At 35.6% G+C, this 23,404-nt stretch carries 23 protein-coding genes; 18 read left to right on the top strand and 5 right to left on the bottom strand.

Translation table 11 applies throughout. The annotated features are described in order from the left end of the window. Positions 1-665: 665 nt before the first annotated feature. Positions 666-1,394: a CatB-related O-acetyltransferase gene (locus tag E1I69_RS25290; RefSeq protein WP_136380694.1), complete on the bottom strand. Its 729-nt coding sequence runs from the start codon at positions 1,392-1,394 to the stop codon at positions 666-668. A 144-nt stretch (positions 1,395-1,538) separates the two neighbouring features. Continuing rightward, positions 1,539-2,162, bottom strand: coding sequence for an acyltransferase (locus E1I69_RS16660; protein ID WP_136380693.1), 624 nt, complete (start codon positions 2,160-2,162; stop codon positions 1,539-1,541). An 820-nt stretch (positions 2,163-2,982) separates the two neighbouring features. On the opposite strand from E1I69_RS16660, the gene E1I69_RS16655 reads away from it, so the two are divergent. The 15 genes from E1I69_RS16655 to E1I69_RS16585 all read left to right on the top strand — a co-directional run bounded on the left by E1I69_RS16655 (position 2,983) and on the right by E1I69_RS16585 (position 19,961). Then, positions 2,983-4,344: a glycosyltransferase family 2 protein gene (locus E1I69_RS16655; RefSeq protein WP_161974922.1), complete on the top strand. Its 1,362-nt coding sequence runs from the start codon at positions 2,983-2,985 to the stop codon at positions 4,342-4,344. Positions 4,345-4,392: 48 nt separating this feature from the next. Beyond that, entirely contained in the window at positions 4,393-5,322 is a 930-nt protein-coding gene (locus tag E1I69_RS16650) for an LCP family protein (protein WP_136380691.1), read from the top strand. A gap of 102 nt (positions 5,323-5,424) precedes the next feature. Next, a complete protein-coding gene (locus E1I69_RS16645) occupies positions 5,425-6,744 on the top strand; it encodes a hypothetical protein (RefSeq protein WP_161974921.1) in 1,320 nt (439 codons plus the stop codon). Between the two features lie 31 nt (positions 6,745-6,775). After that, positions 6,776-7,507, top strand: coding sequence for a 3-deoxy-manno-octulosonate cytidylyltransferase (gene kdsB, locus E1I69_RS16640; protein ID WP_136380689.1), 732 nt, complete (start codon positions 6,776-6,778; stop codon positions 7,505-7,507). After that, entirely contained in the window at positions 7,500-8,339 is an 840-nt protein-coding gene (gene kdsA, locus E1I69_RS16635; RefSeq protein WP_136380688.1) for a 3-deoxy-8-phosphooctulonate synthase, read from the top strand. The genes kdsB and kdsA overlap by 8 nt, the downstream gene beginning before the upstream one ends. A 26-nt stretch (positions 8,340-8,365) precedes the next feature. Further along, a complete protein-coding gene (locus E1I69_RS16630) occupies positions 8,366-9,349 on the top strand; it encodes a KpsF/GutQ family sugar-phosphate isomerase (RefSeq protein ID WP_136380687.1) in 984 nt (327 codons plus the stop codon). 11 nt (positions 9,350-9,360) lie between these two features. Next, positions 9,361-9,882 carry a KdsC family phosphatase gene (locus tag E1I69_RS16625; protein ID WP_136380686.1) on the top strand — a complete coding sequence of 174 codons (522 nt, stop codon included), beginning with the start codon at positions 9,361-9,363 and terminating at the stop codon, positions 9,880-9,882. Positions 9,883-9,902: 20 nt separating this feature from the next. Continuing rightward, positions 9,903-10,349 carry an HIT family protein gene (locus E1I69_RS16620; protein ID WP_136380685.1) on the top strand — a complete coding sequence of 149 codons (447 nt, stop codon included), beginning with the start codon at positions 9,903-9,905 and terminating at the stop codon, positions 10,347-10,349. Positions 10,350-10,401: 52 nt separating this feature from the next. Next, the gene (locus tag E1I69_RS16615; protein WP_136380684.1) at positions 10,402-11,184 is read left to right on the top strand and encodes an ABC transporter permease; all 783 of its coding nucleotides are present in this window, start codon (positions 10,402-10,404) and stop codon (positions 11,182-11,184) included. Positions 11,185-11,235: 51 nt separating this feature from the next. After that, positions 11,236-11,997 carry an ABC transporter ATP-binding protein gene (locus tag E1I69_RS16610; RefSeq protein ID WP_242634624.1) on the top strand — a complete coding sequence of 254 codons (762 nt, stop codon included), beginning with the start codon at positions 11,236-11,238 and terminating at the stop codon, positions 11,995-11,997. Further along, positions 11,933-16,450: a capsular polysaccharide biosynthesis protein gene (locus E1I69_RS16605; protein WP_161974920.1), complete on the top strand. Its 4,518-nt coding sequence runs from the start codon at positions 11,933-11,935 to the stop codon at positions 16,448-16,450. The genes E1I69_RS16610 and E1I69_RS16605 overlap by 65 nt, the downstream gene beginning before the upstream one ends. A gap of 37 nt (positions 16,451-16,487) precedes the next feature. Further along, positions 16,488-17,582 carry a capsular polysaccharide biosynthesis protein gene (locus tag E1I69_RS16600; RefSeq protein ID WP_136380699.1) on the top strand — a complete coding sequence of 365 codons (1,095 nt, stop codon included), beginning with the start codon at positions 16,488-16,490 and terminating at the stop codon, positions 17,580-17,582. Between the two features lie 21 nt (positions 17,583-17,603). Continuing rightward, the gene (locus E1I69_RS16595; RefSeq protein WP_136380681.1) at positions 17,604-18,548 is read left to right on the top strand and encodes a polysaccharide deacetylase family protein; all 945 of its coding nucleotides are present in this window, start codon (positions 17,604-17,606) and stop codon (positions 18,546-18,548) included. A 49-nt stretch (positions 18,549-18,597) separates the two neighbouring features. Next, positions 18,598-19,275: a (d)CMP kinase gene (gene cmk / locus E1I69_RS16590; RefSeq protein ID WP_136380680.1), complete on the top strand. Its 678-nt coding sequence runs from the start codon at positions 18,598-18,600 to the stop codon at positions 19,273-19,275. Between the two features lie 308 nt (positions 19,276-19,583). Next, positions 19,584-19,961 carry a hypothetical protein gene (locus E1I69_RS16585; protein ID WP_136380679.1) on the top strand — a complete coding sequence of 126 codons (378 nt, stop codon included), beginning with the start codon at positions 19,584-19,586 and terminating at the stop codon, positions 19,959-19,961. A 28-nt stretch (positions 19,962-19,989) separates the two neighbouring features. Here the strand turns inward: E1I69_RS16585 and E1I69_RS16580 are convergent, their stop codons facing one another. Then, positions 19,990-20,505, bottom strand: coding sequence for a hypothetical protein (locus tag E1I69_RS16580; RefSeq protein ID WP_136380678.1), 516 nt, complete (start codon positions 20,503-20,505; stop codon positions 19,990-19,992). 208 nt (positions 20,506-20,713) lie between these two features. Between E1I69_RS16580 and E1I69_RS16575 the strand changes: the two genes are divergently transcribed. Next, complete coding sequence (locus tag E1I69_RS16575; protein WP_136380677.1) at positions 20,714-20,914, top strand: hypothetical protein; 201 nt, start codon at positions 20,714-20,716, stop codon at positions 20,912-20,914. Between the two features lie 4 nt (positions 20,915-20,918). Continuing rightward, positions 20,919-21,206, top strand: a complete 288-nt coding sequence (locus E1I69_RS16570) for a hypothetical protein (protein ID WP_136380676.1) — start codon at positions 20,919-20,921, stop codon at positions 21,204-21,206. A gap of 50 nt (positions 21,207-21,256) precedes the next feature. Here the strand turns inward: E1I69_RS16570 and E1I69_RS16565 are convergent, their stop codons facing one another. Then, positions 21,257-21,505, bottom strand: a complete 249-nt coding sequence (locus tag E1I69_RS16565) for a hypothetical protein (protein ID WP_116354357.1) — start codon at positions 21,503-21,505, stop codon at positions 21,257-21,259. Between the two features lie 191 nt (positions 21,506-21,696). Between E1I69_RS16565 and E1I69_RS16560 the strand changes: the two genes are divergently transcribed. Continuing rightward, positions 21,697-22,371: a metal-dependent hydrolase gene (locus E1I69_RS16560; RefSeq protein WP_136380675.1), complete on the top strand. Its 675-nt coding sequence runs from the start codon at positions 21,697-21,699 to the stop codon at positions 22,369-22,371. A 96-nt stretch (positions 22,372-22,467) separates the two neighbouring features. Here E1I69_RS16560 and E1I69_RS16555 read toward each other — a convergent pair whose 3' ends face one another. Further along, entirely contained in the window at positions 22,468-23,223 is a 756-nt protein-coding gene (locus E1I69_RS16555; RefSeq protein ID WP_136380674.1) for a SurA N-terminal domain-containing protein, read from the bottom strand. Positions 23,224-23,404: the final 181 nt, after the last annotated feature.

Genomic DNA, 23,404 nt, shown 5'->3' with positions numbered 1-23,404 from the left:
CATCTTAGTTATGTCCGAAGTCGAAGCATCTTCTGACAAAAGAAAGCCAAAAAATCTCAGTTATGTCTGAAGTCGAAGCATCTTCGGACAAAGGAAAGCCAAAACATCGCGGTTGTTTCCGAAGGCGATGCATCTTCTGACAAAGGAAAGCCAAAACATCTCGGTTGTGTCTGAAGTCGAAGCATCTTCTGACAAAGGAAAGCCAAAACATCTTAGTTATGTCTGAAGTCGAAGCATCTTCTGACAAGGGAAAGCCAAAACATCTTAGTTATGTCTGAAGTCGAGTAACTCCTTTAATATTAGAATTTACTTCATTCAGCAAACACGCTGTTGCATCTTCAACTTTGGACCGAAAAGCAATTCACCGACAATAACGCACCTATTTTCACAAGAACATTCTCACTGTACAATAAGTATTGCCACACTCCCAAAAAACTGATGTGAGTTTTAATTATTTTTTTATAAAAACTGTATCCAAACGTTACTAAAACAAGAAAATTAAAGCGTGAATTCGTTTGTGAATTCACGCTAAAAACGTTATTGTGATTTACTGTTTTGTACCCTGAATCGGAACCCGTTAAGTGGGTACTCTTGCCTTTTTTTTCGGATGTGCCATCATACCCTGAATACAATCATTCCGAAGCATTTGGTGTCACTGTGTATAGTTACTGGGTCGAGGAGGCTACCTGCTCAGTAATAATTTCCCTATCCTTAATTTTAACCAACTGTCTTTTTCTTTTAGTAAGTAAGCCTTTTGCCTTCCTGTTCTCAAGTTCAAGCAAAGCAGATTCTATATCGGAAAAGTCCAGCCCTTCTAGAGAGTCAAGCATGTAATTCCACCATTTTATTTCTAATAGACGTTTAATTGTATCTTCATCAAAACGATACTTAATGAATTTAGCTGGAACTCCTCCAACGATTGAGTAGGGCTCTACATCCTTTGTAACAACAGCTCCTGCAGCAATAACAGCTCCATCACCTATCGTAACCCCTTTAAGAATGGTGACATTTGCACCAATCCATACGTCACTTCCTATCACAGGGTTTTCCTTTGGTATTTTATAGTTTACTTTTGTTTTAAATCGTTTCGCTTCATCCCAAAAATTAAATCCAAACGATTTATCATATTGGAAAGTGTGACTGCTTAAATAGTGAATAGGGTGCTCACCCATTCCAATTGTAACGCCAGGTGCTATGGTCGTGAATCTTCCAATACTCTTAACCGTTCGAACCACACCACCACGAATATTTGTAAATGCGCCAATATTTCCATATGAGACTTGGGTATTTAAAAGTCGGATTGGAGGCTCTATAGAGAGACGTGATTGTTTAGTAATGTTAGAATCATCGTTTAGCCATACTCCTCTTTTCAGTAGTTCTTCTTTAAGAGTCATATTAGTACCACCTTTGATAAAAATTAATAAGCATGTATAAAGTCAACATCAGGACAGTTTAGAAGTGAATGGAGAGAATGCAAAAGATAACTGATTCAGTAATTGCGTTCTCTAGATAATAAAGAAAAAAGACCTTTTATGGTCTTATAATCTTTCTCTAGTCCAACTTGTCCCTCTTTTGATAACTTTAGCTGGGGATCCAGCTATAGTGCAATGAGGTTCAGTGAATGGTTTAGTTACGACTGATCGTGCACCAATAATGCAGTCATCAGAAATGGTGACACCTTTAGAAATTAAGCAATTAGCTGCAATCCACACGTGATTTCCGATCTTAACGTGATCTGCATGGTTCGTTCTTTCATTCGTTTCTAGGTTTATGACTGAGTGTGCGTCCGTTGTACGAATGGCTATATCATATGACAACATACAATCTGATCCAATTTCTATGTTTTTATTTTCTTGAGATAGTAAATATACATTTTTAAACGTAGTTCGATCCCCAATTTTGATCGATTGTCTTTTTCCTTTTAAAAGCATATGACCGATTAAATGAGATTCTGCTCCAATATGTATTTCATTATTTGAACCTCGAATATGTATAAGGAGGTTTTGCAGTTGAGCCTCATCCCCAATCGTAATTTTATTATTGGATCCCGTTATTTTAATCTCCGTTTGCCTAAATGTGACCTTGTCAATGTTCGCATCCAGATTATTGTTTTTACCGTAAATATTAAAGGTTAATCCTTTTATGGTTTCTTGTAAGATCATGAAGTACTATCCTCCTTTTTAATTAGTAACATTATATTTTAAGAGAAAGCTTTAGTAAATCTTACTTAAGGTACAAATAATATGAATCTATCATACTTTATATCTAAATGATTGTATTTTGTAAAAAAATAGTAAAGAGGGTTGAAAAAACAAATGCAACACTCATAAATAGTCCCAAAATGATTTGATTTTGAACCTCTGCGCGTATAGAACTAGAGCCAGAAAGCCAGATATTTCAACAACTGTTCTGCAAAAGAGAGGTACTATATGCACCACTCCAGGTCAAATTCAGTTCTAAAAGACTATGTATTTTATACTTGCAATTTTCGGACGATAACATTGAAAAACCCTATAATTTTCGTTTTGAAACACACAATTTTTTCTAAAAATAGACAAATATTTCGATAATGTAAATTATCTGTAGTCTAAGTTCCTTTAAATTACTAAATCGTTATAAATGTAAAATATTGTAGGCTGGAATGATTAGTGACTGAAATATAGTTGTAATGATAAGTGGGTATTATGAATAGTTTTTATGTTACCCCCTTGTAAAATATACCTTATCTTGAAATACTATTTTGAGAGGAGTCATATTTCGACAAATGTTTTATTGTGATAGGAACCGAGAGAAGGCGTGGGCAATTTTCGGCATACTATTCTATTTTTTCAACGCATGATTGTCTGGATAAAAATATTCAAAAAGTAGAATGAATTATGTACGTAAATATATCGTGAGTAATTGGAATATTTCGTAAATGAGAAGGTTGTATTCAAAAAATAAATTTGTTCAATAAACGAATGTAGAAAGGGGAACCGATTCTTGGAATTCTATCTGGAAATTTTATTCGTGTTATGTTTGTTTTTCCCTGTACTCCATATTTTCCACTGTTTACCTATTTTTAGTGTTCAGGGAGAAAACAAAAAGCACAACCCAACAACACAGAAAGGAATAAGCATCTTAATCCCTTGTTACAACGAGGCAGGAATTATTAAAACCTCTATTAACAGTATGAAGTCATTGTCCTACCAAAACTTTGAAGTGATTTATATCAATGATGGTTCGACTGACCATACGTTTCGTCTATTGCATGAGTATTTAAAGTTAGAACCTTGCTGGAAAACTTCTAATAATTCCCTGCCGCATAACCTAGTTGAAAGTACTTTCCAATCTAAGATTTATCCCAATATCTATGTTGTGAATAAACTGAATGGCGGAAAAGCGGATGCGTTAAATGCTGGTATTGAATATTCATCAAAAGAACTGATAGTTACATTAGATGCGGATACAGTGTTAACAGAGTCTGCGTTAACTGCTGTTAACAATAAATTTGCTGATGAGGATGTTGTTGCAGCAGGTGGTATGGTACATGTACTACAAACCAAAACAGAAAATCCATTAAGCAAGCTTTCACTTAAGGTTAATATGCTTTTACGTGTTCAAATGCTTGATTTTTTGAAAGCTTTTTATGTAACAAAAGTTTCCCTTGCACGTTTTCAGGGATTAGCCATTATTTCTGGGGCTTTCGGTATCTTTAATAAGAAACTGCTTGTGGAGGTCGGAGGCTATCGATCTTCGGTTGGTGAAGATATTGACATTACATTAAAAATTCAAAAGTACATAACAAGAAAAGAAAACAAAAAAAAGAAGATTGTACTGGTTTCTGATGCAATTAGTTATACGGAGTTACCAGAAACCTGGAAAGATTTATATAAGCAGAGACTCCGCTGGCAAAAAGGATATATCGACTGTCTCGTTCAATTCTTTCCATTTCTGTTAAGCACGATGTTTACAAAGTCTGTTTCCTTCTTCTACATTGTTGAATCATTTGTAGTTGCTGTTCTAGCATCTTATGTTACAGCAGGCATTGTCATTTATTTGGCCATCGGGGATTTCTCCGTTTCATTACTTAGCTTTGTTGTTCTTTATTTGTTATACATCATTGTATTTAACTTCTTATATGATTTATCAGCCATTAGGCAGGTAAAGCGCTATGGCTTTACTTTTGAAAAGAAGAGTTGGTCCCGTCTATTAATGACAATTATCTATGACGTTACAATTCACAGATTTGTGATCATGTATTTTGTGATGTACGGAAGTGTTGCTTATTTCTTTAACAGAGATTGGGTAAAAGTCGCTAGGACTGGTAGAAACTATGAATCGGAATCAGATATAGCTTCATAGTTTACGATTGAAAGCTGATTACATATTGCAACTTTAGGTGAGGATTAGATGAATAAAGACAAGCTAAAAAAAATTCTGCTAATTGTATTAACTTCATGTGGTGTATTAGTTGTTGCATCTGGCAGTTATGCATGGAAGGTATTCACATCTGCAATTACAAATATTCAAGAAGAGGTGGATGATCAACAAACTCAGAAAAGACTAGCTAGCATCAATTTAAAAGAAGGAGATCCGATAACCATCTTGTTAATGGGAATTGACGATCCTGGAGGCCCAGAGGACCCAAACCGACGAGCCGACTCACTCATTCTTGTAACCTTAAATCCTAAAAAACAAACCACACATATAGTGAGTATTCCGCGTGATACGTATGTGCCAATCGCAAACTATGGTAAGAAGGATAAAATAAATGCTTCTTATGCCTATGGTGGTACGAAAATGACAATCAATACGGTAGAAAGTCTAATAGGGGTGCCAGTTGATTACTTTATAAGAGCGGATAAGCGGGGATTAGTTGATCTAGTTGATGCTATTGGCGGAATTAAAGTAGATAACGCGTTTGAATTTAAATATAAAGGCTTTACTTATGAAAAAGGTCCCATTGATATGCATGGTGAGAAAGCATTACATTATGCACGAATGAGGAAGCAAGATCCAAGAGGCGATTTTGGCCGTCAAGAGAGACAGCGACAAGTGCTTCAAGAAATTGCCGATAAAGCAAGAACTGTACCTGGTATAACAACATCAATTTCGAATTTCAGGGACATTATTAGAGCAATTGAAGACAATGTCAGAACAAACTTGGGACTAGAAGAAATGTGGGATATCCAGAAAAATTACCAAGCTGCTCTTAATCATGTGGAAGAACATGAAATCGTTGGAACAGAGGGAGAGAAGAATAAAACGTATTACTATTTTCCTGATGAAGAAAAGATAAAGGAACTCTCTGATGAATTGAATAACCATTTGGAAAAATAGTTTTTAAGTTTACTAAGGAAGTTTTGAACAAATGATTCGCGTTGCAACCCTAACTTAATAAGGCAGTGGAAGCTCCGGTTTAGAAAGTAGTTGATCGATTCAGTGGCCAATTATTTATTTTTAAGAGGTAACCGAAACAAAGGATTTTTTATTGATATCGCTAATGAACTTAATCGAAAAGGTCATCAATGTTTTCAAATGAAATTCGAATTAGGCGAACTTTTGTTTAAAGGTAACATAAGAACGATCTTTGCTCCTTTATATATATCACAAAAAGAGTATTCAATAACGGATGATAAACTACTAAGTTTGAAAATTTATAATATTACGTATAAAAAAAGTATCCTAAATAAGGACACTACAGAAAAAGAACTGCAGATGTACAAACGTTATATGTATCTGATTGATAAGTACATTGAGGAGAATGGGATTGATGTGATTTGCCTTTTCAACGGATATCATTGGATAGATCAAGTGTCAAAAGTGATTGCAGAAAAAAGGGGATTGAAAATATTCATTTTTGAAGATGGTCTCTTTCGGCCATATACGATTACATGTGATGAAAAAGGAATTAATGCCGATAGTTCCATACCAAGGGATGCTGCGTTTTATGATTCATTAGAAATTGATACTAACAGATTAAGAAATTACTTGTTTAAGCCTGAAAATAGTGGGCTGGAAAATAAGATAAGTGAAAACCTACTTGGAGTAGCGATGATTAAAGCTATTAATATGATTGGGAATCTAGTTAAGCTTTGTCCTAAACTGTATTCGCATATTACATTATGGCAAGCCATTAAATATTTCGTATTTAAGATTTTCTATAAATTACGAAGAGAAAATAAGTTCGAATGGCCAAATGAATATATTTTCCTGCCATTTCAAGTAGCAAGAGATACGCAAATACTCTATAATTCGCCAAAAATAAAAAACATGGAGCAATTGGTAGAAATCGTTCTAGCAGCATTAAAGGAGGTGAATGTCGCACAAAAACGACATATTAAAATTATCATTAAAGAACATCCCGAAGATATGAGCCGTAATAACTACAGGAAGTTAAAAAGAAGATTCAAGGAAAATAAAAATATAATCTTTATCCAAAAGTATGATATTAAGCAACTGATTGGACGTGCTTTAGCTGTAGTGACTATTAATTCAACTGTTGGGATCGAAGCTTTAGCCCTGCATAAAAAAGTAATTACGTTAGGAGAGGCTTCTTATAATATCGATGGGATTGCAACTAGATGCCATACACTAAATAAGCTAAGTGAGGTTCTAACTAAAGTGCTGGAATCACAAGTAAACACGAAGAGAATCGATAAATTTCTTTTTTATTTGAGGTTTCATAATCAAATAGAAGGAACCATTCATACAAGGAGTAGAATTACAGCAGAAAATATAGCTGAACGAATCTCTCTATAGAACAATGATGTAAATGAGGTGCATGTAAGAGATGAAAGTAATTGGCGTTATTCCAGCAAGATATGGTTCTACTAGATTTCCAGGTAAACCATTAGCTTTAATTAACGGGAAGCCTATGATTCAACGAGTTTACGAGCAAGTTGCAGAGAGTAGGTTGCTAGATGAAGTTGTCGTAGCAACTGACCATGAAAAAATAAAAGAAACGGTAGAAAGTTTTGGTGGCAATGCCGTTATGACTAGAACCGACCATGAAACAGGTTCTGACCGTATAGCCGAGGTAACAAACAAAGTAAAAGGCGATTTTTATGTGAATATTCAAGGGGACGAGCCTTTAATTCCATCTGAGTTAGTGGACGCTCTTGTAGAAGCAGCGAAAGAAGCGCCTGATGCTGTCGTTACGGCAAAAACACCGATTGAAAATATAGATGATGTGTCTGACCCAAATGTTGTAAAAGTAGTTACAAATAATCAAGGGTTTGCCCTATATTTTTCAAGATCCGCGATTCCATTCAATCGCGCAAATAAAGAAACAACTTATTATAAGCACCTTGGGATATACGGTTATCCAAAAGCAGTGATTAATGAATTTGTTCAATTGCCACCATCAAATCTTGAAGAAGTAGAGGTACTAGAACAGCACCGCCTTTTAGATAACGGATATCCAATTAAAGTCGTAGAAACATCTTATCAGGTAGTCGGTGTCGACACACCAGAAGATATTGAAAAAGTAGAGAAAATTTTAGGAGGATTACAACATGTCTAACACTGTAAAACTAAACGAAAACATCATCTTTGGAGGGAACAACCCATTTGTATTAATCGCAGGACCTTGCGTAATCGAAAGTGAAACTGTAATCATGGAAACCGCTGCACAACTTAAAGAAATTACAACCAAGTTAAACATTCCATTTATTTTTAAGGCTTCTTATGATAAAGCAAATCGTTCTTCCATCCATTCATTCAGAGGGCCAGGGATGGATAGAGGATTAGAAATCTTAGCAAAAGTAAAAGAAACTTTCGATGTTCCAGTAACCTCTGATATTCATGACCCATCCCAGGCTGAAAGAGCTGCAGAAGTTCTAGATATTTTACAAATCCCCGCGTTTCTCTGCCGCCAAACCGATTTATTAGTTGCCGCTGCAAAAACTGGAAAAATCGTCAACGTTAAAAAAGGTCAATTTCTTGCACCATGGGATATGAAAAATGTGGTGAATAAATTACGAGAATCAGCCAATGAGAATATCTTATTGACTGAAAGAGGGTCCACTTTTGGCTATAACAACCTAGTTGTGGACATGCGTTCATTAATTGAAATGCGAGCGCTAGGTGCACCAGTTGTTTTTGATGCCACACATAGTGTACAAATTCCTGGAGGTAATGGTACATCTACTGGTGGAAAGAGCGAGTATGTTCCTCATCTGTCCAGAGCTGCAGCAGCAGTAGGTGTAGACGCACTCTTTATGGAAGTACATCCAAACCCAGCCGAAGCGAAATCGGATGGACCAAACATGGTCAAACTTGATCAACTAGAAGAAGTGTTAAAACCAATTGTTGAAATTGATCGTTTAATGAAGCCAAGCAAAGTTAGTATTTAAAACAAAACCAAAAGGGGCTGGATTTAATGCTGCAATCAGTAGAACCAAAAGTAGATTATTTAACTACTGTAAAGGAAGTCTTGGAAAAAGAAGCGTATGCCATCCTGGAACTGCATGACAGTGTCGGGCAATCTATTGAAAACGCCATTGATCTTATTTTGGAATGTAAGGGTAGATTAATTATTACCGGCATTGGTAAATCTGGAATTATTGGAAGAAAAATAAATGCGACGATGGCGAGCACAGGTACACCGTCCCTATTCTTGCATCCAGCTGAAGGCTTGCATGGCGATTTAGGAATGGTCACGTCAGATGATTTATTGCTTGCTATCTCTAATAGCGGAGAATCAGATGAAGTACTGCAAATGCTGCCATCGATTAAGAAGATTGGTGCCAAGATTATTTCAATCACGAAAAAGCCTTATTCTACATTGGCTTTAAAGTCTGATATTGTTCTCAGTATTGGAAATGTTCAAGAAGCATGTCCTTTAGGGTTAGCTCCTACATCAAGTACTACTGTTACTCTTGCATTGGGTGATGCGCTAGCGATTGCACTATTGGAAGCTAGAGGATTTAAAAAAGAAGACTTTGCATTATTTCACCCTGCTGGTTCATTAGGTAGAAAATTACTACTAACTGTAAATGATGTCATAGAAGATACTAAACATAATCCAGTCGTGTTTGAAACAGCAACTGTAAAAGAAGCACTATTCCAAATGACCGCACAAGGACTGGGCGGAGTATCCGTTATTAATAAAGAAGGTAAACTAATAGGCATTCTAACAGACGGTGACATTCGTCGTGCGCTTGCGAAATCGAATACAGTTTTTGATATGGATGTAGCAGAGTTGCTTAATCCAAAACCTATCTCGATTCAACAAGGCGCATTAGCAGAAGAAGCTGTCCAACTTATGGAAAAAAATGAGGTAAATGTCTTACCAGTCGTGGATCTTGCAAATCGTCCGATTGCAATGGTTCAAGTGCGGGACCTCATGACACTAGGAGTGTAAGGGGCTTATAAATGGATATTAAATTAATTGTACTAGATGTTGATGGTGTATTAACTGATGGAAAACTATACATTGGTTCAGACGGTGAAGAGTATAAGGCATTCAATGCACAAGACGGAATGGGAATCAGTCTGGCACATTATACAGGAATAAAAACGGCTATTATTACGGGAAGAAAATCGAATGCAGTAACGAAAAGAGCAAATGAATTAAGAATCGATTATCTCTACCAAGGAATTCACGATAAAATCGATGTTCTTTGGGAAATTAAGAATGATTTAGGGATAGATCTTGAGCAAATCTGCTATATAGGGGATGACATTAACGATCTTCCAATTTTGAAAGAGGTCGGGTTACCTTGCGCGCCAAACAATGCTGTACCTATTGTCAAAGAAAATGCGAAATATGTGGCGAATGAAAATGGTGGAGAGGGTGCGGTGCGTGAAATTATCGACCAGATCCTCTCTGTCCAAGAAAATTATCAACTATTAATCGAAGATTACTTAGCTGGTAAGGTAAGAGTTATCCAATAAAACAAGAGGAGTGGGGACCAGTGGATTGTCCAATTTGCGAAAAACATCGATATCCGACAGATACAATATATGAGAGTAAGAATTGGGTGATTACACCAGGTCCGCTAGCTTCTCAAATTTTAGGATATGTCTATATTGAACCAAAGAGACATGTTGAAAATTGGGCCCAATTTACAAATGATGAAATATACGAATTGGGTATTCTAATAAAAAATGTGGAAGCAGCACTAATTGAAATACTGCATGTGGACAGGCTTTATGCCGTTACAATTAGTGAGGCTGTACGGCATCTTCATGTGCATGTTATTCCGAGGGAACAAGGTATGGATGTGAAAGGTCTCCCATTAATTGAGCAGGCTACACAGCAGAAGGTGAAGACAGAAAAGCAAATAAACGAAGATCAGCTGAAGTGGTTCACTAATCAACTCAAAAACTATTTTGGACTTGCAACATCTTGTAAAGGTTAGAGTGAAATACTTTTAACATACTGAAAAAATGAATGATTAAGGTGCTTTGATTATGGGTAAACCAATTTCTGGAATTTGGAATAATAGAGATTTTATAAAAACACTCTCAAAAAGGGAGATTATATCTAAGTATAAACAGTCACTGCTCGGAAAACTTTGGATTCTGATTGAACCGATGGGGTTATTAATAGTTCTTACTATCGTCTTTTCCGTTTTTGTAAGGCTGCCAAGTGAAGGGTTACCCTATGCTCCATTTTTATTTGTAGCATTGTTGCCCTGGATGTACTTCAATAAGGCGGTAAGTGCCTCGTCGAAAGTTATTGTGAGTAACGCTGGTTTAATCAGGCAGAGGAATTTTTACCGTCCAGCATTAGTTTTTATTAAATTGTTGTCAGAAACGATAAATTTTGGAGTCACGTTAATCGGGTTAATTCTTGTTTTATGGTATTACAACATTGTACCAGGTATTAATGCTTTATATGCAATTCCAATTCTGCTTATTCAAATAATCATGACGCTGGGATTAATGTTGTTACTATCCTCTACAAACGCCTATGTTCGTGATGTTGGTTTAGTAACGCCAATCATTTTACGTTTAGGGCGATATCTGTCACCTATCATGTATTCCTATCACACCATTCCATCACAATTTCAATTGATTATGGCGTATAATCCATTAACTGGAATATTTGATGGGTACAGGCAAGCCTTACTGCATAACCAGCCTCCCGATATGACACTTTTAGGTTATTCCTTTATTTTTAGTATCGTAATCTTAATTGTAGGGTCTATTACGTTTTCAAAATTAGAAAAAAATTTTGCAGATGTTGTTTAAGGGTGAGGGTAAATGGAGGATATTGCTATCAGATTAGATGGAGTTGGAAAATTGTATCAAGGGAATCCAACTAGATTATTTAGTCTTAGAGATAAATTGCTTTTAAGAAAGAAAAAAAATAAAGGAAACTGGTCTTTAAAAGATATCTCTTTAACTATTGATAAAGGGGAATCTGTTGCCATTTTAGGTGATAATGGCTCTGGTAAAAGTACATTATTGAAAGTCATTTTAGGTGTCACTTCACCGACAGAAGGAGAAGTTAATGTTAATGGCAAAATTGGTGGACTCATTGAATTAGGTGCCGGGTTTCAAAAGGAATTATCTGGTCGGGAAAACATCTATATAAATGGAGTTGTACTTGGATTAAAAGAAAAGGAGATTGATAATATCCTCGATGATATTATCGCATTTTCTGAGTTGGAAAATCATATCGATAAACCAATTAAAACATACTCTTCAGGAATGAAAATAAGGTTAGGTTTCTCAATAGCGATTCATGTTAATACGGACATTGTTTTATTAGATGAAGTATTAGCAGTAGGGGATAAACGGTTTAGAAAAAAGGCATTGCGTGCAATAAGAAGTTACCTTAAAGGGAAAACGATTGTTTTTGTTTCTCATAGTGAACATCAGGTACGTGCAGTGTGTGAAAAAGCAATAGTACTAGACAAGGGGGAAGTAGTGTATTTTGGGGATGTAGATTCAGCGCTGAACATATATCAGAATGAGATTGTGGAAAGGATTGAAAATGAAGTTGAAGAAAAAAACAAAAAGAACCATCAAAAAGGCACTCTCACAACTAAATCTGTATAAACCTAAAAATAAAACTACTCAAAAAAAGCCATTTGAAGAAGTAGGAACCAATTGGAATTCTTCAGAGAAGCCAATTGCATTCATGTTTGGTTTTAATCCTTGGAAACGAGAACATATTAGTCATTTCTTCCCTGAATATCGAACAGCTTTTGTTTTCGGAAGTGCGGATTTATATCGTTTATCGCCATATTTCTCCAAAAATAAAAATCATATGGTGTTTATTGTTTGGGGCTATAAGGAACCTGATGAAATTAGAGAGTATGCAAAAAAGAAAAAAATAAAGTTAATTCGAACGGAAGATGGCTTTGTTCGCTCAGTCGATCTAGGTGCAGGCCACAGTTTACCCATGTCTATCGTGATCGATGAAAAGTACCTTTATTTTCATTCCAAAGAACCTTCTGAGCTAGAAATGATTCTTCAAACCTATGATTTCCAAAGTCATCCGGATTTATTAAGTAGAGCAACGGCAAATATGGAAAGATTAATAGAGCTTGGGGTTAGTAAATATAACCATGTGGGTCCAGCTGATATAGACAAAATATACGGAAAGAAAACGAAAAAACGTATATTAGTTATTGGTCAGGTGGAAGAAGATGCTTCTATTAAATATGGTTGTGATCGAGAAATAACCAATAATGACCTGGTATGGGAAGCCTATCGTGAAAATCCGGATGCAGAAATTATCTATAAACCGCATCCAGATGTACTAAATGGTCATCGGAATATGGTATCCGATCCAATGGCTGTATCTCATATTTCAAAAGTTGTTACAGAACCATTAAGTTTAGTAGACTCTCTTAAAACAATAGATCATGTATATACCATTACTTCCTTATCGGGATTTGAAGCATTGATTAGAGGAATTCCTGTAACATGCTTCGGGTTGCCGTTTTATGCAGGGTGGGGTTTAACAGATGACAGGCAACAAAATAACCGTCGTACAAGGAATTTGACGATTGAGGAATTATTTGCTGGTGCCTACTTACTGTATCCTCGTTATATTAGCTTGCAAACGAACGAACTAATTGATTGCGAACAAGCAATTGATGAACTTACAGAACAAATTAAATTGGAACGACCTAAAGACGAACAAGAAAACATACAAAAACTAGCTGAGGGAACGAAGAAAATGAAAAAAAAGCCATTTGAAGAAGTTGGAGTTAATTGGGAAAAGTCTGATAAACCAATTGCCTTTATGTTTGGTTTTAATCCGTGGAAACGAGAACATATCAAGCATTTCTTTCCAGAATTTCGAACGGCCTTTGTGTTTGGAAGTGCTACTTTAAAACGTTTAAAGCCCTATTTTGAAAACGAAAATATAGTATTTATCGTTTGGGGCTATAAAGAACCAGATGAAATTAGAGAGTATGCAGAAGAAAAAGGAATTAAGCTGATTCGAACGGAAGATGGCTTTGTTCGATCAGTCGATCTTGGTGCAGGACACAGCTTACCTATGTCCATCGTTGCAGATAAACAAGGTCTATATTTCAATTCTCAGGAACCATCTGAATTAGAAATGATTCTTCAAACCTATGACTTTAAAAAACATCCAGAGTTAATAGAAAAGGCAAAAGCCAATATAGAAAAACTTATACATACACGTGTTAGTAAATATAATCATGTCGGTCCAATCAACGTAAAGAAAATTTATGGGGAGAAAACAAAAAAGCGTATCTTAGTCATTGGTCAGGTAGAAGAAGATGCATCCATTAAATACGGATGTGATCGAGAAATAACCAATAATGATTTGGTATGGGCCGCTTATAATGAAAACCCAGATGCAGAAATTATTTACAAGCCTCATCCTGATGTATTAACTGGACATCGAGATATCGTTTCAAATCCAAAAGATGTAGCACATATCGCAAAAGTTGTTACCGAACCTTTAAGTCTGGTCGATGCCCTTCAAACGATTGACCATGTCTACACCATTACTTCCTTGTCAGGATTCGAAGCATTAATGAGAGGAATTGATGTAACTTGCTTTGGTATGCCATTCTATGCAGGATGGGGTCTTACTGATGATAGACAAAAAAATACTCGTCGTACAAGAAAGTTAACGATTGAGGAATTATTTGCCGGCGCCTATTTATTATATCCAAAATATATGAGCTTGGAAACGAACGAATTAGTTGATTGTGAGGAAGCGATTAATGAATTGGTAGAAAAAATCAAATCGATACGGGCTCAAGAAGAAGAGGTATTCAAAGAAAAGCTGTTAGAAAAACGAAAGAAAATGAAGAAACCATATGAAGAAGTTGGGGGTAATTGGAAAGACACAGATAAACCAATTGCATTTATGTTTGGCTTTAACCCATGGAAACGAGAACACATGAGTCATTTCTTTCCAGAATATCGAACAGCATTTGTATTTGGAAAAGCCGATTTAGATAAACTGCTGCCATTCATGATTGACAAAACTGACTTCGTATTTATAGTTTGGGGATTTAAGGAATTAGATGAAATTCGTGAATATGCAGAGGAAAAAGGGATTAAATTACTTCGAGCTGAAGATGGTTTCGTTCGTTCTCTTGGTTTGGGTGCAGGTCATAATTTGCCAATGTCTATTGTTGCGGATGAAAAAACACTTTATTTTGATTCCCGTGGGCCATCCCAACTGGAACATATTTTGCAAACCTATGATTTTGAAAGTGACCCAGAACTAATAGAAACCGCTAAAAGAAACATGGAAAAACTAATATATACTGGAATCAGTAAATATAATCATGTGGGTCCAACAGATATCGAAAAAATTTACGGAAAGAAAACGAAAAAACGTATTTTAGTTATCGGTCAGGTGGAAGAAGACGCTTCTATTAAATATGGTTGTAATCGAGAAATAACCAATAATGATCTGGTATGGGCAGCCTATCGGGAAAATCCAGATGCAGAAATAATCTATAAACCACATCCAGATGTATTAACTGGTCATCGGAATATGGTGTCAGATCCAATGGCTGTATCCCATATTTCAAAAGTTGTTACAGATCCGTTAAGTCTAGTAGACTCTCTTAAAACAATCGACCATGTTTACACGATTACTTCCTTATCAGGATTTGAGGCTTTAATTAGAGGAATTAGTGTAACATGCTTTGGCTCGCCTTTTTATGCGGGATGGGGCCTAACAGATGACAGACAAAAGAATGACCGGCGCACCAGAAAACTTACCATTGAACAATTATTTGCTGGCGCCTATTTATTGTATCCAAGATATATTAGTCTTGAAACGAACAAATTAATTGATTGTGAACAAACAATAGATGAACTTCTTTTATCTAAAATAAATCATATGATGAGTGAAGTAGACGAAAGCAGAAATGAAATAGCAATAGCCGACTTAGAAACTTTAATTAATAAGGCGATTGAATTAGAAGTAAATGTCCAAGACCATTACTTAAAATTAGCTCAATTAAGTGAATTTAAGCATGATTATGATCGGAGTATTGATTATTACAAAGATGTTCTTCAAATGACTAAAGATTATGCTATGAAAGCCAATGTATGCTATAAGATTGCTGATGTAAACATAAAAAGTGGAAATCGATCTTCCGAAGAAACAAAAGCATATCTCTATGAGGCAATAAACATGACGAATGATCATCATTTCCAGATACTTTTAACGAAATACGTTTGGGAGAACGAAGGATTAACAAAAGAGTGCTTGAACTTAGCAGGCAGATTAGAAAGAAAGGTAGCAGGCTTATCTGCAGAGGAATTGATGCTACTAGCAGCTATTAAGAACGATGCTGGGTTTTACAATCAGGCACTTGGCTTTGTAGAAAGAGCAATCATGCTGGATAGTGAAATTGTTAACCAAATTAGATATCTTTCGTTAACGTCTATGGTATATGAAAGACGCCCTGATTTAATAGAAGGTTCAGATATGGAGAACTTTAATTATAGGAAGTTAAAGGAATTTGCAGGCACGTTTGAACAAATGGTCAGAGATGCGAATGGTGATATTTGCATTGTAGGAAACCATGCCTCCATAGCAGATATAGGTAAAGGTGAATGGGTAAATAATAGAAAATTAGTCATTCGTTTAGATAATTACTCTATTGAATATCCGAAATCCCTTGATTATGGTACAAAAACAAATGTATGGATGAAAGAGCCAAATTATGATAAGTGCGGCAGAAGAAATGTTAATCAGTTTGATCTAGTCCTTATCAATGGTGCAAATCTAGAACATACGAATCAAAGTGGTATGGACCTTATTGTTGATTTTATAGATGCAGGAAAACCTGTACAGACTGCGCCACATCAGATCTATATAGAATTAGTTAAGAAACTTAATGCTAAACCTAGTACTGAAATGTTAATTCTATATTGGATTTATAAAATCCAAGGTCCCATTAACAGTGAAAATATTTTAGGGTATACCTGCGATAATCCAAAAGAAAGATCTGTTCTTAAAAATATACTTAAAGAAGAAAACTTACAATTAGCTTAAGAAATGATTAAAAAAGTCGAATCAGATGGATAAAAAAATGAAAGAATTCAAACGAAAGATTAAAAAAATAGTCAAAGTAATTTTAGCTTATTTAACAGTTGTCTATTGGAAAATAAGGCCGCTTAAAAAAACGAACAAACCTGTTGCCTTTCTTTTTCATGTATCAAAGTGGAAACAATCGTATCTATCTGCATACCTAGATCATTATGACATTCGTTTTGTTCCTTTTGATTATAAGCTTAAGTTTCTGCGATTCGAGATAGAGAAATATCCAACTAAAGTATTTATGATTTGGGGATTTAATCATGATGATGATTTACTAAAATATGCGAAAACCAATGATATTCCTGTTCAGAGAATAGAGGATGGGTTTGTTCGTTCAAAAGGACTAGGTTCTATGCATACACCTCCATTTTCAATATGTATAGATAAAAAGGGGATGTATTTCGATGCATCCCAGCCTAGTGATTTAGAAGAAATCTTAAACAACTATCCTTTTAAAGAGGATCAAACATTATTATTGCAAGCAAAGCAGTGCATTGGACTGTTAATTAACCTTGGTATTAGTAAATACAATCACATTGATTTGAGAGATATCCATGATATCTATGGAAAAAAGATTAAAAAAAGAATTCTTGTGATTGGTCAAGTTGAAGATGATGCTTCCATTCTTAAAGGAAGCATAAAAAAGTGGACAAATAATGACCTGGTTCGAATTGCATACAAGGAAAATCCCGATGCTGAAATTATTTACAAGCCACACCCTGATGTATTAACAGGCAGAAGGCAAAAGCAATCAAATCCAGTTGAAGTGAAGCATTTAGCTAAAATAATTGAAGAACCTCTTAGTTTAGTTGACTCTCTTCAAACCATTGATCATGTGTATACCATTACTTCTCTTTCAGGGTTTGAAGCTTTATTAAGGGGTATCCCCGTAACGACTTTAGGGGCACCCTTTTATTCTGGCTGGGGATTAACAGATGATCGGCAGCTAATTAGAAGACGAAAAAGAAAGCTAACCGTTGAGGAATTATTTGCAGGTGCCTATATTCTGTATCCACTATATAGAGATCCATATTCGAAAGAGGTATTAACCCTAGAAGAGACAATTAAGCGAATAAGTAATCAATAAAGTAGGATTGGAGGGAACAACATGATGAAGAAAGTGTCCATTTCAATACTATTCATTATAGCGGTGTTAATCTTAGCTTGGCTTTTAATGTTTGACAAAAGCGACAATGTTGGCCTGAATAAATTGCAATCATCTGTTTTTAGTATGGAAAAGGCACAAAAGGATCAAAAAGATCAAAAGGAGGAAAGTAACGGAAATCCAAACATGCACGAAGTAAAAGAAGGGGAAACCCTATTTATAATTGCTAGCAATCTGGGAATCTCTGAGTCCGAGTTAAAACATGCAAACCCACAAATCGCACCTCCGTATACGATTTTTCCGGGACAGGCGATTAACCTTCCAATAAAAAATCAAGGAGCTTTTATGGGGGATACAGATTCTAGTGAAAAAAGAATCGCTCTTACATTTGATGATGGTCCTGAAAATATGTATACTCCAAAAGTTTTAGAAATCTTAAAGGAAAAAAATGTGAAGGCAACCTTTTTTGTAATAGGTAAGAGGGTCGAGGAGTATCCAGAACAACTTAAACAAATTCACCAAGAAGGACATGCGATAGGAAATCATACTTGGGAACATCCGCATATTACTAGGTTGACGGACGAGCAATTAAATCAAACTGTGCATTTCACTTCCGAACAAATTGAAATATTAACAGGAGAAACAACTAAATTATTTCGTCCGCCATTTGGAGAAATTGAAAATCGACAGATAGAGCTACTGAAAGATGAAGGCTACCTTACAATCCAGTGGTCAGCAGATACAAAGGACTGGAGCGGGGTGTCGGCGGAGAAAATTGTTTCAAATGTAAAGGAAACTGTTACTCCAGGCGGGATTGTTCTAATGCATAACTACCACGCAGAAGGACCATTTGAAACGGTAGAGGCACTGCCAAAAATTATTGACGAATTACGAGCACAGGGCTATGAGTTTGTTACAGTTCCTGAACTTTTAGGTGAGAAAAATTAACCATCCATAGAATTTGTCGATTCTTCTCTGAAAGGAATGAAACCTATTTATGGAAGAAAAAAAGAACATCGCCATCGCCATCGATGGACCTGCAGGGGCTGGGAAGAGTACCGTAGCAAAACTTATTGCAGCAATACTTTCCTATACTTATATAGATACTGGAGCCATGTATCGTGCGTTAACATTGAATGCATTAAATCATAACATTGATTTAGAGGATGAGGAACGCCTGCTTCATTTATTATTACATACCGAAATAGAACTAAGTCAAAAAGAAAAGGAGCAAATTGTTTTACTCGATGAAGTTGATGTAACGAATGAAATTCGCTCCAAAAAGGTTACGGCCCATGTTCCCTTTGTAGCGAAACATCCAAGTATTCGTGAAGAGATGGTAAAACGCCAGCAAACTCTTGCAGAAAACCGTGGTGTAGTTATGGATGGAAGAGACATCGGTACATATGTGCTACCAAATGCAGAAGTCAAAATATTTCTAGTAGCAAGCGTTGAGGAACGAGCCAAGCGAAGACAGAAGGAAAACATTCAAAAGGGCATCTCCACTGATTTGGAAGAATTAAAAAGCGAAATTGAAAAAAGAGATTTAATGGATTCCAAACGAGAGGTAGCACCACTTGTTAAAGCGGAAGATGCTGTTGAATTAAATACAACGAACTTATCTATTGATGAAGTAGTACAAAAAATTTTAGAAGAAAGTTTTTTAAAAAGTTGACGTGTTTTTACATGCTTGTTCGACAGCATTCAAATTTATTAGCAATGATATTGCTCACACTTTCCTTTAGACTCTTAATCTAAAAGACCTTTCATCCTGATAAAAGGTCTTTTTACGAATCCTCTAGTTAGATGCCGTACGTTCTTTCCAAATGCAAACGGAAAACAATCGGAATTTACGAATCTCCCTCGGATTTATATACTAACTGCAAATGCAAACGCATAAAGTTTGTATAAATGCAATAACATTCCTTAAGGCAAGTATAGATGTCATTATGGTCAAATCCATTTATATATAGGGGGGAAATTATGTTTAAATACTTTTCTTTTATAAAAAAACAAAAAGAAAAACAAATAAACCCTCTGTTATTAACAAAATTAGATCGAATTATTGAGTTATTAGAGCAGAAAGAAAAGGGAAGTGAAGCAAAATCAATTCAGATTGAACATGTTCAAATTGAACATCTGGAAAACCTTACCTTTCAGTTAGATAATCTTGATATTGACGAGTTAAGCGGAAAGTTGATGATCGGAAACAATATTATGAGTAAGGGCGATTTGGCTGAATCACTTGATCTAAAAGTGAATAGTAATTTGCTGAAAAAAGAAACTTTATCAGAAACATCCGCCCCTAAGGAAGAGATTGTGAAAACCTCTAAGGGTTATCGCTTCCGAAATGATCCTTAGATAAATGATTTGCAAACTTCAATGATCTTCACATAGATTCATCATTTTCGATATTTGTAATTTTAATGTCTTGGTCATTGATAATTCCATCCACTCCATCCTGGTCATCTACGTAATTGACATTATGTCTAATCTGATTTTCATGCCCATATAGATTACCTATCGAATAATTATTTTTGTTATTACCATCCATTCCATTTATATGTCCCTTTCCAATACTCAAGGAGTTATTATTCGTCATTGCATTAACGTTTACGCTTTCAAGGGTAAGATTCGTTGTATGATTGTCGTTTGGTTGTTCAACGTGCAAATTTATGTCACGGTCATCAATGGGGGTATCTACAATATCAGGATCATTTAAAATTAGCGTATTGTGAAGAAGCAGATTAGACTGACCACTAATACTTCCAATCACCCGATTCTCTTTTCCATGTGCACTCCAGCCGAACGCTGAGTTCCGCTCTCCAATAAATATACCTGATTGCCTTTGCATCGTTTGTACATGTATATCGCCGGTAAAGTTAATATGTTTGGAGCTTATCATCTAATGTTCACCACGTTTAATCGAATCTAATTCGTTTATTGTACTGTATGTTTAAGGAATGATGATGGTGATATGACCCAAAAAAAGAGAGTGACATTCCACTAGAAATTAGAATATCTTACATAAGAAAAGTGGGCAATAACCCTATACGTTTCAAATGGCTGCCGTGCAATAAGATAACAATCAAGTAAAAGGAGAAATGGATAAAATGCTCAAATTAAAGCTGGGGGACATTACAATAACGAGTCTTGGTGATTCTTCAGGTTTTTTTCTTGGGGAAACGAATACACATAAAAATTTTCGTACAAATAAAGTGATTACAGAAATCGTTGGAGACTTATCCGGAAAGGAAAATTCAGTGATAAACAATGAATGGGTTAAGGATGTTCTAGAATGGGAGGAGGAATAAAATAATGGAATCAGCTATTTTATCTCCAACTTTCCAGATTGGAACGATTAAAATTGGCGTCATTGAAAGTGCCTCGTGCTTTAGCATTGGTAACAATTTTATTGAAGACTTTCAAAATAGTAAACAGCATAACCAGGGACTTGGAAATATTCATGGTGATAAGAATAACCTTGCTCATATGAAAGCATCGCTATCTAAATACGAGCAAAGTCCAACATCAAAAAAGCAACAAGAACAAGAGAAAAACCAAAACCTTCATAACAATATAAAAAAGCAACAAACCCTTGGTTAATAAAAGGGTTTGTTGTTTTTTAGATAGTATAAGTCTATATTTTAAACAGCTTAGACATTTCCTCCAAAATTAGGTTTAATATCTTGATCAAAAATTACTCCGTCCATTCCTTCAAAGCTATCTGTAATCGTATTAAGATTTCCAATGTTGGCATTGCCGATACCATACATACCAGCAAGGTTTAGATTTTGTTTTCTGTTTGCATCCATACCATTAACGACTAATTCACCAACTTGCACGACTGAGCTTGGTTGGGGAGAATTGACATTGAATATTCCTAAATTGATGACTGAAGGCACATTTTTTTCCTCCCATTCTCTTCTACTACTTATAAGCCATCTTATGTAAGGATAAATACTTTGTGACGGCACTAGTATCAGATTACGTATTAAGAATCTATATCAGGAAAAGCTCTAGTGTTTTTTGTGGTATAATTTGATTTTTGGATAACTTCTAGTAGAAAAATAGTCAACAACAAAGAGGTGGCAGCATGAAAGGTCGAACGCATTTAACAATAGGGTTAGGGATAGGAGCGGTGGCGTCTGTTAGCCAATCACTCGCAACGATACCTTTCTTTATAGTTGCATCAGGAATAGCTTCGCTTGCTCCTGATTTAGACGGAAATAATCTATTAAATAAACGTGTAACGAAGACGGCTCAACTAATTAAAAAAGTAGGGGCATTTGTCGGTGTGCTATTAATGGTTCTAGCTTTGGTAACATATTTTTTAGATGTAAAACACTTGTCTTTCCTAAATGAACAATGGTTTACAGAACAAAATAAACTTCTGCTTTTTGGGTGGGGAGCAGTCATTATCGGTCTTTCGCTGAAGAGCCAGGAAACGTTGAAAAATATTCTAATGGGCGTTTTAAGTATATTCCTTCTATATTATGGATTTACGAATGAACTGTGGTGGTTGTTTATGTTTGCCTTATACATAGGGGGAGCAGGTTGGTTTCCGCACCGGGGTCTAACGCATACGATTTGGGCATTGGCCTATTGGTGGTATATGTCCTATCTGTTACAAGTTAGCACGGGGGTGGACAGTTTGGCTCTTATTTCCACGATAGCCTATCTTTCGCATATTATAGGAGATATGCTAACGAAAAAAGGGGTTAAATTTCTATATCCACTTACTAATAAAGTATTCAGAATGCGTTTTTAAAGCAACAAAAAAGAAGATGAGACTACGTTTTGTAGAGAGTCATCTTCTTTTATTTGTTAACAAACCCTAGATTTGTTCGTTTTTGTGTGTACCATCTTAAATTTTAATATCAATCTTTGCATTTTTCTTTAACTCTTCAACCTGCTGAGCAAGTTTTTCTTGCTGTTTTTGTTGTTGAAGAGATTGTTCGAGTTGCGGTTTTACTTCTTCGAGCTTTGGAACTTCTTGGCCAGTACTCTTTCCTTGTTCCGCAAACTGGTCATACATTTTTTGAATTTCTTCATCGGTTATTTCACCAACCGGTACTTCTTTTTCTACGTACTGTTTAAGCTTAAGATCGTCAGCTATTTGAGTTTCAAATGTTTTCATATCCATGCCGGACTTTTTAAGAGCGGCTTCGAATTCTTCATCTGTTTTAAACTGCTTTTTTATTTCGTCTATCTGCTTATTAATTTCTTCATTAGAAACGTTATAGTTTTTCTTGTCTGCTTCCTGAAGAAGAAGAGTTTGTCCGATTAAGCTGTCAATTGTCTGGTTTTTGGCTTGCTCTGCAGCTTCTTTAGAAGTCGGATCTTGTCCCATTTGCTGCATGAATCCTTGAACAGATGCTAAAGCGCTATTATAATCGCTTCCTAAAATTTTTTGATCATTCACGATGGCCACAGTTTTCTTTTCATCTATTTGCTGTGCTTCTAATTTCTTTTGCATTTCTTCGATTTGATTTTGTTGTTGATCCTGCTGAACGGTTTCTGCTGTTTTTGCATTATTTTCTTTACTTTCTTCATTTCCTCCGCACGCTGCTAAAACAACGGCCATTAGACCGGTTACTAATGTAAACATCATTTTTTTCATAATCGATCTCCTTCCTTAAGCTAGATGTATAATTTTTTCCTAAAATTACCTAGTGTCCCATTATAAAGCTAATCTTATGAAAAATAAACAGTACGTGCTCACTTTTAATATTTATCACAGGATTGAAACATTTTATCCTGATCGCAACACAGCATACGTTCATTTGGCAAACATTAGTATT

The sequence above is a fragment of the Bacillus timonensis genome (genome assembly GCF_004799755.1).
Lineage (GTDB): Bacteria > Bacillota > Bacilli > Bacillales > Bacillaceae_L > Ferdinandcohnia > Ferdinandcohnia timonensis_A.
The sequence above is the reverse complement of the archived record's forward strand: the minus strand, read 5'-3'. Positions and strand labels throughout refer to the sequence as shown.